The organism is Neolewinella persica DSM 23188 (genome assembly GCF_000373105.1).
Taxonomy (GTDB): domain Bacteria; phylum Bacteroidota; class Bacteroidia; order Chitinophagales; family Saprospiraceae; genus Neolewinella; species Neolewinella persica.
On the sequence record NZ_KB890425.1, the window covers coordinates 267496 to 283729 of the forward strand.

Here is a 16234-nt window from a genome sequence, read left to right on the forward strand (position 1 = left end):
TGCCACTGCTTTGCTGTGCTTATTTGTCAGGATGAGCAAGTGCAGTACTGCGAACGGTACCTGCCGCAGCCACTCTCCGACGCTCTAACGCTTCCATTCACTAAGGCAACAACTGGCCTGTACTGATCGTTATTCATACAGACACTATATACCACCCGATTTACAGACTTTCCCTCTCAGACACATGCGCTTTCTACTAACATTAGCCTTTATGGCCGTTACCGCATTTTCTTTTGCACAAGATCCTGCGGACATCTACCACAAGACCATTGATCTGGACTCGATTGACCAGGTCAGTTTCGACGTTTACAAAGATGATAAGCTGGAGATCAAATCCTGGCCGGGTGATGATATTCTGGTCGAGACCAGCGTCAAACTCAACAATGGTGATCCACATATCCTTAAGTTCTTTTTGGACAAAAAGCGGTGGGACCTGGCGGAAAACCTGTCGGGCACCAGTCTGAAACTGGAAAGCGTCGATAAAGTCCGCCGTGTGGTGCAAGGCACGGAATTCTCCACTTCGGAGACCGTAGTCATTGTCGTTTACCTCCCTGAAGAATTTGAGGCTGCCGGAGAACTGGCCTATCGCCGGGTGAGTAGGTGATCATCTGAGATATATGATTGTTCTAGTAAACCAATCACATATCTTTGCGGCATGTCCCCCTCCTTCGAAATAAAACTTCCTCCCGCTGACCTCCACGATGTGGAGGCGCTACGCAACGCCGTTCTTCGTCAGGGGCCGCTGGCCCCTGCTGACGTCGGTGAAATTCGCATTGAGCGGCGCAGCATCGACGCTCGGGGCCGCCAACCGGTATTCAGGATGCGGGTCGTCGTATTACCGCCCGGAGAAGAATTTACGCCCGAAGCACCCATCGTCGCCGGCTACCCCGAAGATGTTGCCTCTGCGCCCGCCGTGGCGATCATCGGTTGCGGACCTGCCGGTATGTTTGCCGCCCTCGAGCTGATTGAGTTGGGCCTGAAACCCATCATCATCGAACGTGGTAAAGACGTTCAGGCCCGTCGCCGGAGCCTGAAGGCGATCCAGCAATTTGGAATAGTCGACCCGGATTCTAACTATTGCTTCGGCGAGGGTGGAGCAGGGACCTACTCCGATGGAAAGCTCTACACCAGGTCGCTCAAGCGAGGCAATTACCAAAAGGCACTTAACCTGCTGGCCGAGCATGGTGCGCAATCAGACATCCTTATGGATGCACACCCGCACATCGGCTCCAACAAACTTCCTAAGGTGGTGGCCAATATGCGGGAAACCATCTTGAAGCACGGCGGCGAAATTCGCTTCGGCCACAAGATGACCGATCTGGAGCGAACGGACAATGACCTGCAAGCGCTCATCATCACCAATCCCGAAGGAGAAGATTATCGCCTGGAGGCTAAGGCCTACATCTTTGCTACCGGACACTCTGCGCGCGACGTTTACGCTTTGCTGTACCGACACAAAGTCCGGATGGAGGCCAAACCCTTCGCCCTGGGTGTCCGGATTGAGCACCCGCAACCCCTGATCGATCAGATCCAATACAACCAACGGAAACGGGAGGAGAACCTTCCGGCCAGCAGCTATAAACTCGTTACCCAGGTCAAAGACCGGGGCGTATTCAGCTTTTGTATGTGTCCCGGCGGACTGGTGGTGCCAGCGGCGACCGCCCCCGGCGAGATTGTGGTGAACGGGATGAGCCTAAGCCGGCGGGACAGCCCCTATGCCAACTCCGGTACCGTAGTGGCCGTCGAGATCGAAGACCTGCAGCCTTTCGCCGAGCATGGCATTTTTGCCGGATTGGAATTTCAGCGGTCTGTGGAGCAAAAGATGTTTGCTTCGGGAGATGGTAGCCAGTCCGCGCCTGCGGCGCGGCTGACCGACTTTGTAAAAAGCCGCATCTCCAAAGACCTGCCGGACACCAGTTACATTCCCGGACTCCATGCCGCGCCATTGCACCAGATGCTGCCGCAGTCGATCTTCATGCGTTTGCAACAGGGCGTTCAGGATTTTGGCCGCAAAATGAAGGGCTACTTTACGGAAGAAGCCAACGTGATCGGAACGGAAAGCCGGACCTCCAGCCCCGTCCGGATTCCACGTGACCAGGAGAGCTACCAACACCCGGATTTACCCAGCCTTTACCCCTGCGGGGAAGGTGCCGGCTTCGCCGGCGGCATCCTTAGTGCTGCCATGGATGGGCAGAATGTGGCGCGGGCGATTGCGGCAAGGGTGATGGGGTAGTGGACGCCTCCAGAAATTTTTGGTTTTATGCTGGTCGGGAGGGGGCCAGCCCCGCCCGTACCAGCGTCAGGTTTAGCGGCTGCGTTCGCTCAGCGAACGCGGAATACCCCACGTCAGCCAGTAGGGACGGGGCTTGCCCCCGCCCCACTGGCGAGAATCTAATCGAAATCGTCTAGAGGCTTCCACTAGCCTATATTTACCCCTTCAAAATGAAAAACACCTAATCATTTATGATGCCCAATTTTTATCATTACTTGTTTGCACTTTGCCTGTTTGTGCCCCCGGCCTCCCTGGCAGCTCAGTCTGCCAACTTGCTGATAAGCCATGAGCCATCGTTCCTTTTTATCGATTTTCCTCAAGACGCGGAACAACAACTTGATTCCCTCTATTTGGGTGATCAGTTGGTGATTGTTCACCACCATTTCTTAAACGCAGCATCTGAGGGGGATTCAGATTATATGCTCAACGCTAGCGTAAGTGAATATCCTGCAGAATATATTCATTCCGACTCTTCATTTCAGTTAATAGAAGGGTTTATTAACTCGACGGTATCATCAGATATTGAAAACGAAGTGGTAGAATTACTGAACAGTACCTACGTCTTTAAGAATAGATTTCCCGGTAAAATCTTTCGTCTTAAAGCTTCTGGTGATGGTGGTCAAATAATCAGACAGGTTTACCTCGTTGATAATTACCTGGTAGAACTCGAAGTAACTTCTCTCGACTGGTTCAAGGTAACCGGAACTTCATTTTTAAATTCATTCCACATTGATGAAACCATAACCAATGATATTGATTACGGGTTTGAAATCATAGATAAAGCCTCTTTTACGGTAAAATTCCCCGATACTCCTGAAGTTCGTCAGTCATTCATCGAGACGGATGTGGGCGTAATATCTTCCAGGATAGAGCTACTGGAAAGAGAGTTGAAAATCGGTAATGTTTTCTTCATTTCCCAGGAGGCAGCTTATCCTGCCTCTAAGTTTATAGAGGATTTTTCGCTCAAAAAATTCTATGACGAATCTATTGAAGGGATACTTAAATCTTCCAACGCGAGCTTAATTGACCGTAAATCAGTAACGGTTTTGGGTAGGCAAGGCTACCAAATTCAAGCTTCGCTATTTGAAGGTAAAATGTCGGGATACTACCGGGCCGTATTAATTGGGAAGCGTTTATACTTGGCAGGTGTACTTTCTACATCTGACGATATCAACGAAGAAATTGAAAAATTCTTCAATTCCTTCCAACTAAAGGACTAGCATGAAGCCAACCTCCCGTCCAATTAATCTGGCCTTTGGCACACTGCTGCTGGCCGCCGGAGTAACCTACCTGGGCTTCGGTGTAGATCGGATGGATTTTACCTCGTTGTTTAGCTCCTTTCTGGTCGCTTTCGGCGGGTACCTGTTGTTAGTCCGAAAGCCCGATCGGGGCAACATGAAATTACTTGTCGGACTGGGCATTATCTTGCGGGTGGCGCTGGTTTTTGCCTTCCCCTTGCTCAGCGATGATGTTTACCGCTTCATCTGGGATGGTCATTTAGTAGCGGCGGGCCTCAATCCCTTCGCGGAATTGCCGGCCTTTTATCTGGAAACAGGAAACGCCGTACCTGGACTATCGCAGGAGCTGTTCGATAAGCTAAACTCCCCCGATTATTACACGATTTACCCGCCGGTGGCACAGGGGGTTTTTACGGTGGCGGCCTGGCTGAGCCCGGGCAGTTGGTACGGTGCGGCGGTGGTGATGAAGCTGTTTTTGCTGGCTTGTGAGCTGGGGAGTTTGTGGGTGATGTGGCAACTTTTTAAAGGAGTAAGGGGTGAAAAGGAGGAAGGGAAGAAAGGCCAGTCTTCAACTCCTTTTTCCCTTTCCTTCCTTTTTTCTTTCAAGGGGGCGGGGCCGCAGGTGCAGGAAACGGTTAAGGAGCAAGGGCCGTCCGGACAACCAGATAACCCGACACCCCGACACCCCGACACCCCGACACCTCGAAAACTCGAAAACTCGACACCCCGACTACTACTCTACTGGCTCAACCCCCTGATCCTGGTCGAAATCATGGGCAACCTCCACTTCGAAGGCGCCATGGTATTCTTTCTGTTACTGGCCTATTACCTGCTGCAACGAAGCAAGTGGGTGGCCGCAGGTGCTGCCATGGCCGCCTCGGTAGCGAGCAAGTTGCTGCCGTTGATGTTGTTACCGTTGTTGATTCGTCGATTGGTACATTCTGTAAAAAAATCTCCCTTGCCTAAAAATACTAATGCTTGGGCCCCCCCTCTCCGGGGGAGAGGGGCTGGGGGAGAGGTGCCAAGGGAGGGGCGTTTTCTAAACAGAGAGTACCTGTTGTCAATAATTAAGAGTGCCCGCCCATTCTGGATTTTCTCCTTCGCCTTCGGGGTAAGTTGTCTCCTGTTTTTTGCGCCGCTCTTATTGTCCGAAGGCTTCCTGTCGGGCTTCAGCAGCAGCCTGGAGTTGTACCAGAAGAAATTTGAATTCAACGCCAGCCTGTACTACCTGGCGAGGGCCTATGGGTACCTGGATGTGGGGTGGAACCAGATTGCTGTATTCGGCCCTTTGTTGGCGCGGACATCGGCCGTAGGTATCCTGTTGTTGGCCTTGCTGGACCGGCGATCAGACTGGGCCTCCCTACCCGTCGGGTGGCTGTGGGCTTTCGTGCTGTACCTTCTCTGCGCTACTACCGTTCACCCCTGGTACCTGAGTGTACCGATAATGCTGAGCTGTTTCACCAGTTGGCGTTTCCCCTTGGTATGGTCTTTTCTGATCATGCTGACCTACACCAACTATCTCACCGAGCCTTACCACGAGAACCTCTGGTTGGTAGCCATGGAATACCTGGTGGTCGCGGGGTTTGCATTTTGGGAATGGCGACGGAGATCTATATCGGGTAAAATGGTGATCACGTAGCGGTCGAACATTAATTACCCCGGGTGAAAGGTCGCAAAGCAAGCTTTTACCCGCGGCATGGAGCAGTGCACAAACGTTGCGGCGCTTCGCGCCGCTAAATTGTCGCCTCATCCGGGGCAAAGAAGGTTCGCTTTTTACGGTGTCAAATCTGATAAAACCCAATTCCCTCCCCAATATGCATTTTGGTCATCCACCAGCATCTAATTGCTGACGGATGGTACAACTAACTACTCGTGTTTTCCGTCTTAATTAAAAGTACTCCGGAATTATGCATCGTTTCCTCCTCTCCTTGCTCTTTTTAACCTTTCTCTGCACCAGCGTCCGCGCCCAAGTTCTTACCGTTAGTGATGAACTGATCATGCGAAGTGATACCGAGTACGATTTGATCGGTAAACTTGGTGGTCAGGTATTGCTTATGCAGGATCGGGATACGAAACACCTGCTTACCGCCTTTGACCGAAACATGCGGCAGAGCTGGGAGAAAGAACTGGAACTGCGTGGTCGTAACATCCGGCTGTTGACGACCGTGTCCAAGCAGGACGGGACGGGTTTCCACCTCGTTTATATCTTCCGCAACGGCGGCCGTAACTTCCTGCAGCTCGACGAGTACAACCCAGCAGGTAACCTGAAGGACAGCACAACACTGGTGGATTTTGGCGTCTTTACCTCTGCGCCCGAAGACGAGATTTACCGTTCCGAAGACGAGACGAAATTGCTGCTTATGATTAGCGAGCAGCAAAATAAAACCCGCTGCATCGGCCTGGATCTAAGTACCATGAGTTTGCTCTATGATCACGAACTGGAGCCTGAGAAATTCTTCTTCAGCGATGATTTTATGCAGGCCGAGATCAGCAATACGGGAGAGCTGTTTTTTGTCATCGAACGCGATAATTTCAAAAGCAAACGAAAGGAGCACAAATATGAGGTAATGACCCTGGCGCCGAACCTCTCTTTCTCCACCTTTGAGCTGCCGATGGGCGATAGCCTGACCTACGACATCTATTTTCGATATGATAATAAAAACAAAACCCTGACGGCCGGCGGGCTCTACACCACTAAGGATTTTACACAGGCCAGTGGGTATTTCTGGATCAACGTTGACCCGAAAAACGCCAGCAGCGCCCGGCCGGATTTCACCCCCTTTCCGCTGACGCTGGTGAGGAACATTGAAGGTAAGAAGTACAACAAAAAATCACCGGGGATCGACGAACTATCGGTGCGTGACCTCGTGCTGCGGCAAGACGGCGGCGGCCTCATCATTACCGAACGCAACCGCCAGTTGGAACGCCGGAGTAATGCCAGCCGAACGCAAGTGATCAACAACTACGGCATTCGCCCACTGGTAGATTATCACTACGACGAATTGATTGTTTTCAGCGTGCACCCGGACGGGAATACCCACTGGACCAATATCCTGCATAAGAAACAATACAGCCAGGACGATGGTGGGGTCTACTCCAGTTACTTCCTGATGGAGAACCCGCGGAGCTTACGTTTTCTCTTTAACGACGAAATCCGTTTTGAGAATACCGTCAGCGAGTATGTGGTCAATGGGCGGGGAGAATTCGACCGCAACAGCCTATTTCATACCCGGGACCTGGACCTGCGCCTACGCTTTCGCGATGGCGTTCAGGTGGCGGCCAATGAGATGATTTTACCCAGTGAACATCGGAACCGGTTACGGTTGGTTAAGATGACTTATGAAGTTAAATAGACGCAAAGTCGCTTCGCTCCTGGCTTTCAGACGGCCTTTGGCCTCGGCAGTGGATAGATGGTAGGCTACCGCATGTGGCCGCTCGCTGCGCTCGTATAGGAAGTCCAATTTTATAGGAAATAAAAATGCTCACTTCGTTCGAAAGGACGAAGTGAGCATTACTGTGCGGTAGCTACGAGGAACTGCCGACTACTAAACTATTTGACTAAGACGTGCGCGGTAGCCTAAAAGGAGCGGAGCGACGTCTACAAGAAACGAGCGCAGCGAGTTTCGTCTACGAGGCCGAAGGCCGTCTGAAAGCCATGAGCGAAGCGAATGGTGTCTGGGTCAAATCGCTTAGCGATTGGGTTGTGGCGTAGTCCGCAAGTAAGACTTAATTACCTTATGTCCCTTAGGGAATCTGTCGGGGATGTCAGCGGTAGCGATACTGGGGGATACAACGACGTCTTCACCGTCCTGCCAATCCACTGGCGTAGCGACAGAGTAGTTGTCGGTTAACTGCAGGCTGTCAAGCACACGGAGAATTTCATTGAAATTACGACCGGTTGATGGCGGGTACGTCAAGGTCAGTCGAACCTTTTTATCAGGATCGATGATGAATACTGAGCGTACCGTAAACTTAGCATCGGCTTCCGGGTGGAGCATGTCGTAAGCAATTGCGACTTGCTTGCTCTCATCGGCGATGATGGGGAAGTTCATCTTTACGTTCTGCGTTTCTTCGATGTCCCCCAACCATTTCATGTGGCTTTCCAGGTCGTCGACGCTGAGGGCAATGGCTTTTGCATTGCGGCGTTCAAAATCTTCCTTGAGGGAGGCGGTACGACCCAGCTCAGTGGTGCAAACTGGCGTGAAGTCGCTGGGGTGGCTGTAAAGCACGACCCAACTGTCACCGGCCCATTCGTGGAAGTTGATGTCACCCATAGTCGTTTGGGCATCGAAATTTGGGGCGGTTTCGCCAAGGCGGATAGGCATAATTTTTTGAATTTGTTTAGGTAAATAAAACGTGAAAGCAGGGGGTACGGTTGCTAGCCGAGGGCATTTTGTCTGGAATTATGGGTTATTCCAGTTTTACTGGCTTTTATTGACGACTTCGAACAAACCCAGTGTAGCATCTGCTTTAATTAATAAACCAAAACAACTTATCATGAGTGCAACAAACGATAAAATCAAAGGAAACTGGAACCAGATTAAGGGAAAAGCCAAACAGGAGTACGGCCAACTGACCGACGATGACCTGGCCTACGAAGAAGGTAAGGAAGACGAGCTCTTCGGTCGCCTTCAGGAAAAATTGGGTAAGACCAAGCAGGAAGTGAAGGACTGGATTGACAGCCTTTAACCAAGTTTGATTTTCTAAAAATAAGCTCCCTATTTCCGTTACGGAAATAGGGAGTTTTATGTTGGTACGCAACGTTGTTAACTGTTCCGGATGATCATCCCAACAATCTTGTGTTCAGGTTTCATGAAAACATTCAGGGTTTTTGCTTCTCCGGAAATTCAGGTGAGCTATGTTGTCTTTCTTGTATTTACCCGAACAAAATTAGCATTGGCTTGCGGTAGCGACTACTGACTATCTACTATCTCCCCCCCTTCAGCCGCGCCTTCAAAGCAAACACCTCGTCCCGGTAGCTGGCCGCGGCCATAAAGTCCAGTTCCTTGGCTGCTTCCTTCATCTTACGCTCAGTTTCCTGCAGCGCCAGTTCGATCTGCTCGCGGCTCATGCTGTTCAGCACGGGGTCGGCGGCGCTACTGATTTCGACGCGCTCTACGTAGGCTTGCGTCTGCTTCTTGCCGCGGATGTCGAGAATGGAACCCCGCTCCAGGATCTGTTCCCGGGTCTTCCGCATGCCTACTGGTGTGATGTTGTGCTCCTCGTTATAAGCGATCTGTACTTCTCTGCGGCGGTTTGTCTCGTCGATCGTTCGGCGCATAGAGTCGGTAATCTTGTCTGCGTAGAAAATAACTTTACCGTTGACGTTACGGGCGGCCCGGCCGGCCGTCTGCGTCAGCGACCGTTCGTTGCGGAGGAAGCCCTCTTTGTCGGCGTCGAGAATGGCTACGAGGGAAACCTCCGGTAAATCGAGTCCTTCCCGCAGCAGGTTAACCCCTACCAGTACATCGAACTCTCCGAGGCGCAGATCACGTAGGATTTCTACCCGCTCCATCGTATCTACTTCGCTGTGAATGTAACGAACTTTTACACTCAGGCTTTCAAGGTATTTGGTCAGTTCCTCACTCATACGTTTGGTGAGGGTCGTCACCAGGATCCGTTCGTTTTTCTTGACGCGCTCATCGATTTCTTCCAGCAAGTCATCAATTTGGTCTTTGCTTTTACGCACTTCAATTGGCGGATCGATCAACCCGGTAGGGCGAATCAACTGTTCAACGATCTCCCCGCCAGTTTGCTCCAGTTCGAAATCTCCCGGCGTGGCCGAAACGTAGACCACTTGGTTGATCAGGCTTTCGAATTCCGTGAAATTTAACGGTCGGTTGTCCATCGCCGATGGGAGGCGGAAACCGAAATTGACCAGACTGAGTTTACGGGCGCGGTCGCCGCCAGACATTCCCCTTACCTGGGGGATCGTCACGTGGCTCTCGTCGATGATCATCAGGTAGTCGTCCGGGAAGTAATCCAGCAGGCAGAAAGGCCGGGTGCCCGGCTTGCGGCGGTCAAAGAACCGGCTGTAATTTTCGATACCATTACAGTAGCCGAGTTCCTTCATCATCTCCAGGTCAAACTGTACCCGTTCGTGAATCCGCTTGGCTTCCAGTAAGCGCTGTTCGCGCTCGAAGTACCGTTCCTGGTTGTAGAGTTCGTCCTCGATCTGGTGGATGATGCCGTTAAGCCGGTCCTTCGGTGCCACGTAGAGATTGGCGGGGAAGATGGCGGCTGTTTTCAGGGTTTCGATCCGTTTGCCACTGTCGATGTCGATCCGTTCGATGGTCTCGATCTCGTCGCCGAAGAAGACGATCCGGAAGCCGTGTTCGGCGTAGGGCAGGTTAATGTCGACGGTGTCGCCACGCACCCGGAAGGTGGCCCGGCCGAATTCAATTTCCGTACGGCTGTACAGGCTGTCGACCAGATCATAAAGCAGGCCGTTACGGCTCTTGGTTTGTCCGGCCTCCAGGCGGATGATGCCAGACTTGTAGTCGTCGGGGTTACCCATACCGTAAATACAACTGACGGAGGCGACGATGATGATGTCGCGTCTGCCGGTAAGCAGGTTGGAGGTTGCCCGCAACCGGAGTTTATCCACCTCTTCGTTGATCATCAGGTCCTTCTCGATGTAGGTATCGGAGGAGGAGAGATAAGCTTCAGGTTGGTAGTAATCGTAGTAGCTCACGAAGTACTCTACTGCATTATTGGGGAAGAATTCCTTGAACTCGCCGTAGAGTTGAGCGGTCAGGGTTTTGTTGTGGGTCAGGATCAGGGTCGGGCGGTTCAACCGGGCGATGGTGTTGGCCATCGTGAACGTTTTTCCCGAGCCGGTTACCCCCAGCAGTACTTGTCCGCGTTCCCCTCTTTCAACGTTGCCCACCAGTTCTTCGATGGCTTGTGGCTGGTCGCCGGTAGGGGAGAAGGGGGAGACAAGATCGAAAGCCATATGGTGGTTTGTTGGATGAGTTGCCGAAGGTAAACGTTTTTGTTGGTATATGGTTCGGGGTGGCGGCTGGTGTTGGATTTTACCACTAAGGCACTGAGGCATTAAGAACTACACTAAGTTGTGTGTTGGAGGAAATCATTGGCCTATTTATGCTCATCGTATTCTCTAGTGAAGGCTTACGAGCAGAGCTAGCATTCACGTGCGGAAGCACTACTAAACTACCTGCTGCCTGACTAATAAGGCGCGGCCGCAGGTGCAAAGAAGGGTGGAGGGCTTGCAGCCCGAGGATGCGCCTGCGGCGCATTTAACACGGCGTTAATGAGCTGCTAAACACCCTCATGTTTAGCATATGCCCCGCCTGATTCCGTTAGCTTGTGATGGATGCCTTTTTAGTCCTTTCCTCCTTTTTACCCTTTTTCCATCACCCTATGTCGTCCAGAAAATGGCTCCTGATAATTGTACTGCTTTTGCTGGTTGTGGCAAGTTCCTGCTGTTTGGTCCCAGCGCTACGATTTGATATTGAGCAAGCTTTTTTTCAGCTCATGACCAAAGACCGTTCAATAGCCACCGAAGAGGATATCAACCAGATTTTAAGCGAATTTCCAGTGGTTAATCAAGCGGATTTACCCACAGATTTCCTTCTGCGTACCCGAATTGACGCACCGGCGTTTCGGCACCTCTCCCCCAGAAAGTTCTTCGTAATCCGAAAAAAGGACCTGTACCGAAAAGTTACGGGGCACCTCCGCATTCACCATCTGTTTGCGTTAGGAGCACCGGCACGCAAGGGTTTTTACTTTTCCGACGATCTGCTGTATTGGGGAATCGATCCGGACATCCTACACAAGTTATTGGAATTACGGCTAACGCTGGAAAACGAAGGCTATGATGGAGAAGCCTTTAGTTGCAACTACGGTTACCGGCACCCTGCCCTGAATGCGGCAGTTGGCGGCGCGCCCTACAGCCGCCACATTGCTGGGGACGCCCTTGACCTGGTGATCGGAGATGTCAACCAGGACGGCCAGACCAATGCTGCCGACAAAGCCATTGTGCTTAACCTCTGCGAACGCAAGCTCATCGGTAACCGTGGTGGCATCGGCCGATACCCGGGTACGCAGGTGGTACACATCGATCTTCGGGGGAAGCGGGCACGGTGGGATAGTTATTGAGTTAAATTCTCGCTAGTATATTTATTCTTCAGCCGAGATGCTCTCCATTATACCTGCTTGCTGATTTTAACTCCACCTAATGACCTCCTATCACTGCGAAACCTGCAACAAAGACCATAAAATATTCAGAGGGCTGGAAATTCCGCCACCAGCTTTGATTACCGAAATGCCCGAGGCCGAGAAGGCCGAACGAATCCACGACCTTGGAGGACTAGTTGGTGTAGACAAGCTTCATGTTTTTATCAATGGCTACATCTACATATTTTTAGAGGGCAAAGACAATCCTTTCTTTTCCTGGCATACGTGGGCTGCTTTAGATCAGCTAGAATTACGTAGTAAATTGAAGACCCTCATAGAGGGCGAACCGATTACCATTGCAGCTACAATTCCTTGTGTCTCCGTATTTTATGATTCAACAGAAACGCTCGATTGTACCGTAACAATATTCCCCGACGCAGACACATCTCCTGATATAGTGGTGACTCAGCCGAGTCAACTTCAACAAGACCAAGCCAAACCAATCACGCTTGATCGGATGAAGGAGATTATGAACCGACTGCATCATGCCGGTGATTTTTCAGGAAAACAGGAAGAATTCAAGGAACCTTTTGCGATTCGCTTTAACCAACTACTGGATGAGGTGACGACAGCTTATGCTGACAAAGGAGATGACTTTTACATCAATTTACAGGGAAAACATTCCGTGTCTTTTCAATTGGTCAATAGCGGGGTTTTGGAAGAGGCTTCTGATCAAAGCGCAGGGTTTGGTATAGACTTACCGTTTGATTTGTCGGACCAGGAATTAGTAGAGCGTCAGCAACGGTTTCTTGCTTTGCCACTATCTGCTAAGTTTACCCGACATGACCTGAACGGTATACCAACCTATCAATTTAATGTTGGAGAAGATCGAAAACTGCTAACTGAGCTGGTCATCGAAATATTATCCTCCGTCTTTCAGGAAGAAATCAAGCAAGTTGGGTTTGATCATGATGCTCTTTAGAATAACTCTGCCGGTCTAGTCATTGCCCCAATCCACTGTTTTGCACCTGTGGCCGCGCTCTGATGAAAAGGAAGAATGGGGAAAATGAAAGGAAAAAGGAGGGCGCGCGAAACTTTTCTTTGATACACACTTCCTTTCCTTCTTTTCTTAATGCCTAAATGTTCTTAATGGTAAGCACTCCCCTTTTGCTACCTTGCTCACCACCCATGCCCGCCCCATGAAAATCCAATACCTCTCCGACCTCCACCTGGAATTTGCCGCCAACCGCGCCTGGCTGCGGGAAAACCCCATCGTTCCCGCTGGCGAAATCCTGGTAGTAGCCGGCGATACGTTCTACCTCGGCGAACACCATAAAGCCGATGATTTCATCCGCTACGTAGCCAGGCACTTTCGGCAGACTTACCTCATTCCCGGCAACCACGAATATTACGGCGGATTTGATGTGACGGAAACGCCCTTCAGCTTCCGCCAGTCCCTGGCGGAGAACGTTACGATGCTGAACAATGTCGTGGAGGAGAAGGACGGTGTTCGGCTTATTTTTTCCACCATGTGGTCCCTCATCGACCGGGACGAAATTGGCATCATGCGGGGATTAAACGACTTCCGGCTCATCCAGAACCAGGGCAAACTACTGACGGTCGCCGGATTTAACGAATTGCACGCCCGGTCTATGGACTTTCTGCGAGGGGAGCTGGCCCGACCATCCACCAATCCCAAAGTCGTGGTAACTCATCACCTTCCAGCCGATGGCTGCAACCACCCCCGGTTTCGCGGGACATTATTGAACCCCGCATTCTGCACCGACTACACTGAACTGATCGAGGCCGCTGACCTGACTGCCTGGATCTACGGACATAGTCACCGGAACGTGGCGAAATTTGAATTGAAGGGTACCAGGATACTTACCAATCAACTCGGCTACGTTCAGTATGGAGAGCAGGCCGATTTTAGCCTGGAGCGGGTGCTGGAAGTCTGAGCAATTGGTGGGTCGTTGCGGAAATGTTCTGACTTCCTCCGTATGGACGTGGTTAGTCCACACCACTACAGGCCAACCCTTGGTTTACGAAACTTCTGAATGTATCACTGGTGCCGGCAAGCAACCGCCGTACCTTAGCTTTTGCACAAAAAATATCTATTTGGCCCGCCTCTTCATTCTTCTTTTATTCCTTACTTGCGGTTGCTTGTCAGCACAAACCGATACCATTTTTATCTGTGCACCGGGACAGGAAGTGCAACTCAATACCGTACCCGGTCAATTTGCTTATGAATGGTCGCCGTCCCAAAGCTTAAACAATAGAACCTTAAGCAATCCGATTGCCCGGCCGGAAGGAACCACGCTTTACGTGGTCCAGATCATTGGCGAAGCAACCGGCGACAACCTCATTACCAATCCCGATTTTACCGATGGTAATGCGGGGATAACCAGCGATTACGACTTTGTCTCCACCATCAGGACCCAGGGTGTTTACGGGGTAAACACGAGTGCCGCCAATCTGAACGGTGCTTTCTTTAACGATTGCCCCGATCATACCTCAGGTGCAGGTCAGATGATGGTGGTTGATGGTTCTCCCGTTGCTGACGAGAAAGTGTGGTGCCAGACCGTCGTGGTTGAAGCCGGAGCGAATTACGCCTTTTCTACCTGGCTCACTTCCGTTAATCCCAATAACCCTGCCCGACTCCAATTCAGCATCAATGGAACACGGCTTGGTGGCGTTTTTATGGCCGGAGAGGACGTCTGTGACTGGCGGCAATTTTACGCGGTTTGGAACGCCGCCACTGCAACAGAAGCTGAAATTTGTATCGTTAACCAAAACACGAATCCGCAGGGTAATGACTTTGCCCTCGACGACTTCGCGTTCTTTGCAATACCGGAACTAACCCTGGATTCAACGCTGGTGATACTGTCGGAAGCTACTCACTTACCTTCCATTATTCGTAGGCCGGATTGTGGGGAATCGAACGGCATAATTTCCATCAACTCAACCAGTGCTGGTCCCAACGAATTTACTTATTCCTTTGATGGTGGACCATTTCTGGAAGATTCCCTTTTCCAGGGGTTGAGCACCGGATCCCATACGCTCGCCATACGAAATGACCATCCTGCCTTTGTTGGTGAAGGCTGTATCCAAGAATTTGATGTTCTCTTGCCACAGGGTAATTGTCCCTTCTATCTTCCTGGTGCCTTTTCACCGAATAGCGATGGTGTCAACGACGTATTCAGGGTCTTTACGGCCACTGGATTTACGGGAAAGCTGCTTTCATTTGCCATCCATGATCGCTGGGGTGGACTTGTATTCGAAAGTATTGCAACTGATTCGGTAACTACGGGGTGGGATGGGCGCATACGGGGGGAGTTTGCAGCCAACGGGACCTATTTATATCAGGTGAAACTGGAAAACGCTGAAGGGGAGGTGATGGAACGGAATGGAACGGTGGTGTTAGTACGTTAACCTGGTAATCTGTTTCACAAATCCTTTTTTCCTTCTTTGCCACGCCTCAATAACGTTACGAGCGAAGCGAGCACGTTACTGCGGTAGCTAATCGAGAATCGAGAATCACTTGCGCCTACTGCACCGCCCGCACCAAGCCCTCCAACTCGGAGTAACTACTAATCTGCCCCCGGTTAAACTTCCGCAATCCGCCCCGGTAAACCAGGGTAACGGGGATCGACCCAGTAGTCCAGCCCGCATCGACTCGGCGAACCCAGCCCCGGAAATTGTCGTCGGTCAGGGCAACCACGGGTAGCGTCATGGGCCGTTGTTTAAAGAAGTCCTTCAGCTTGGTGCGTACGTCTCCCGGCCGGTCGAGGCTGACCATGATGACCTGGAGATCTTTGTCGGCCTTCTCCCGGGCAAGCTGCTCGAAGTAAGGCATTTCTGTGATGCACGGACGGCACCAGGTGGCCCAGAAGTTGATGACGTAGGTACGGCCATCGTTCTGCTGGAATAAGCTTTCGATCTCGCTGTAACCTGCATAAATGGGGTAGGGGAGGTTCGGGTCGTTGGGCGTCAGTAAGGTTTTGACGGCGGCATTGCCGGCGGTACCGTAGTCTTTGGGGACAGCTGGAGTGACACAGCTGGCAAGGCCCAGCACCAGGGCCAGGCTAAGTAGGTAGCTTAGGGATTTCATGCAGCCAAGATACGGGCCTGGAGGGTGGGAAATTTTACTGTTCTACCTGCGTGTTGAATCCCTCTCCCCCCGGTTCCCAGGGCTAACGCATAGAATTGTTGTAGCCTGTGAAACCCCCTCCCCAACCCCTCCCCACGGGGGAGGGGCTTTTGAAAACGCTACGCGTTTTATAAAATCAACTTGTTCTGAAGACTATGATTAACCGATAAATTCTTGAAAATCGATCCTATGCGTTAGCCCTGCCCCCAGCCCCTCTCCTCGGAGAGGGGAGATGTTCCAGTTAACTAAGGTTTAGTAATGTAGATAAGAACTTACAGTTGACTACTCCTAGCTTTCTGGTTTTCTTACTTGCATCCTGCATCCTGCATCTTGCATCCTGCATCTTGCATCCTGCATCTTGCATCCTGCGTCCGCGCCGCTGAATTGTTCTTACTTTTTCCTAAATGCCTTAGTGGTGAAAAACCATAGCGGCAA

General features: G+C 51.2%; 13 protein-coding genes. 10 read left to right on the plus strand and 3 right to left on the minus strand.

Going from position 1 to position 16234, the window contains the following annotated elements; genetic code table 11:
• Positions 1-184 precede the first annotated feature (184 nt).
• The 5 genes from B036_RS0110095 to B036_RS0110115 all read left to right on the plus strand — a co-directional run bounded on the left by B036_RS0110095 (position 185) and on the right by B036_RS0110115 (position 6863).
• On the plus strand, positions 185-604 hold the full coding sequence (locus tag B036_RS0110095) for a hypothetical protein (protein WP_157472107.1): 420 nt from the start codon (positions 185-187) through the stop codon (positions 602-604).
• 51 nt (positions 605-655) lie between these two features.
• Positions 656-2233, plus strand: a complete 1578-nt coding sequence (locus B036_RS0110100; protein WP_020568592.1) for an NAD(P)/FAD-dependent oxidoreductase — start codon at positions 656-658, stop codon at positions 2231-2233.
• Between the two features lie 230 nt (positions 2234-2463).
• Positions 2464-3492, plus strand: coding sequence for a hypothetical protein (locus B036_RS0110105; protein WP_020568593.1), 1029 nt, complete (start codon positions 2464-2466; stop codon positions 3490-3492).
• A gap of 1 nt (position 3493) precedes the next feature.
• On the plus strand, positions 3494-5149 hold the full coding sequence (locus B036_RS31915; RefSeq protein WP_020568594.1) for a hypothetical protein: 1656 nt from the start codon (positions 3494-3496) through the stop codon (positions 5147-5149).
• A 268-nt stretch (positions 5150-5417) separates the two neighbouring features.
• Positions 5418-6863, plus strand: a complete 1446-nt coding sequence (locus tag B036_RS0110115) for a hypothetical protein (RefSeq protein ID WP_020568595.1) — start codon at positions 5418-5420, stop codon at positions 6861-6863.
• Between the two features lie 336 nt (positions 6864-7199).
• On the opposite strand, the gene B036_RS0110120 is transcribed toward B036_RS0110115, so the two are convergent.
• On the minus strand, positions 7200-7835 hold the full coding sequence (locus tag B036_RS0110120; protein ID WP_020568596.1) for a peroxiredoxin: 636 nt from the start codon (positions 7833-7835) through the stop codon (positions 7200-7202).
• A 172-nt stretch (positions 7836-8007) separates the two neighbouring features.
• Here B036_RS0110120 and B036_RS0110125 point away from each other — a divergent pair, with 172 nt between their 5' ends.
• Positions 8008-8199, plus strand: coding sequence for a CsbD family protein (locus B036_RS0110125; protein ID WP_020568597.1), 192 nt, complete (start codon positions 8008-8010; stop codon positions 8197-8199).
• Positions 8200-8437: 238 nt separating this feature from the next.
• Here B036_RS0110125 and uvrB read toward each other — a convergent pair whose 3' ends face one another.
• Positions 8438-10465, minus strand: a complete 2028-nt coding sequence (gene uvrB / locus B036_RS0110130) for an excinuclease ABC subunit UvrB (RefSeq protein WP_020568598.1) — start codon at positions 10463-10465, stop codon at positions 8438-8440.
• A gap of 542 nt (positions 10466-11007) precedes the next feature.
• Here uvrB and B036_RS31920 point away from each other — a divergent pair.
• From B036_RS31920 to B036_RS0110150, 4 genes are all read left to right on the plus strand, one after another.
• On the plus strand, positions 11008-11631 hold the full coding sequence (locus B036_RS31920; protein ID WP_052333943.1) for a D-Ala-D-Ala carboxypeptidase family metallohydrolase: 624 nt from the start codon (positions 11008-11010) through the stop codon (positions 11629-11631).
• A 79-nt stretch (positions 11632-11710) separates the two neighbouring features.
• Positions 11711-12631, plus strand: coding sequence for a DUF2199 domain-containing protein (locus B036_RS0110140; protein WP_020568600.1), 921 nt, complete (start codon positions 11711-11713; stop codon positions 12629-12631).
• Between the two features lie 217 nt (positions 12632-12848).
• Positions 12849-13607, plus strand: a complete 759-nt coding sequence (locus B036_RS0110145; RefSeq protein WP_020568601.1) for a metallophosphoesterase — start codon at positions 12849-12851, stop codon at positions 13605-13607.
• A gap of 205 nt (positions 13608-13812) precedes the next feature.
• Complete coding sequence (locus tag B036_RS0110150; RefSeq protein ID WP_169435046.1) at positions 13813-15081, plus strand: T9SS type B sorting domain-containing protein; 1269 nt, start codon at positions 13813-13815, stop codon at positions 15079-15081.
• Between the two features lie 115 nt (positions 15082-15196).
• On the opposite strand, the gene B036_RS28855 is transcribed toward B036_RS0110150, so the two are convergent.
• Entirely contained in the window at positions 15197-15760 is a 564-nt protein-coding gene (locus tag B036_RS28855) for a TlpA disulfide reductase family protein (protein WP_020568603.1), read from the minus strand.
• Positions 15761-16234: the final 474 nt, after the last annotated feature.

What these genes read in the sequence shown, in the direction of transcription:
- B036_RS0110100 (WP_020568592.1), top strand. Translation starts at nt 656, where the DNA reads ATGTCCCCCTCCTTCGAAATAAAACTTCCTCCCGCTGACCTCCACGAT.
- B036_RS31920 (WP_052333943.1), top strand. Translation starts at nt 11,008, where the DNA reads ATGACCAAAGACCGTTCAATAGCCACCGAAGAGGATATCAACCAGATT.
- B036_RS0110115 (WP_020568595.1), top strand. Translation starts at nt 5,418, where the DNA reads ATGCATCGTTTCCTCCTCTCCTTGCTCTTTTTAACCTTTCTCTGCACC.
- B036_RS0110095 (WP_157472107.1), top strand. Translation starts at nt 185, where the DNA reads ATGCGCTTTCTACTAACATTAGCCTTTATGGCCGTTACCGCATTTTCT.
- B036_RS0110145 (WP_020568601.1), top strand. Translation starts at nt 12,849, where the DNA reads ATGAAAATCCAATACCTCTCCGACCTCCACCTGGAATTTGCCGCCAAC.
- B036_RS0110105 (WP_020568593.1), top strand. Translation starts at nt 2,464, where the DNA reads ATGATGCCCAATTTTTATCATTACTTGTTTGCACTTTGCCTGTTTGTG.
- B036_RS0110120 (WP_020568596.1), bottom strand. Translation starts at nt 7,835, where the DNA reads ATGCCTATCCGCCTTGGCGAAACCGCCCCAAATTTCGATGCCCAAACG.
- B036_RS0110125 (WP_020568597.1), top strand. Translation starts at nt 8,008, where the DNA reads ATGAGTGCAACAAACGATAAAATCAAAGGAAACTGGAACCAGATTAAG.
- uvrB (WP_020568598.1), bottom strand. Translation starts at nt 10,465, where the DNA reads ATGGCTTTCGATCTTGTCTCCCCCTTCTCCCCTACCGGCGACCAGCCA.
- B036_RS31915 (WP_020568594.1), top strand. Translation starts at nt 3,494, where the DNA reads ATGAAGCCAACCTCCCGTCCAATTAATCTGGCCTTTGGCACACTGCTG.
- B036_RS28855 (WP_020568603.1), bottom strand. Translation starts at nt 15,760, where the DNA reads ATGAAATCCCTAAGCTACCTACTTAGCCTGGCCCTGGTGCTGGGCCTT.
- B036_RS0110140 (WP_020568600.1), top strand. Translation starts at nt 11,711, where the DNA reads ATGACCTCCTATCACTGCGAAACCTGCAACAAAGACCATAAAATATTC.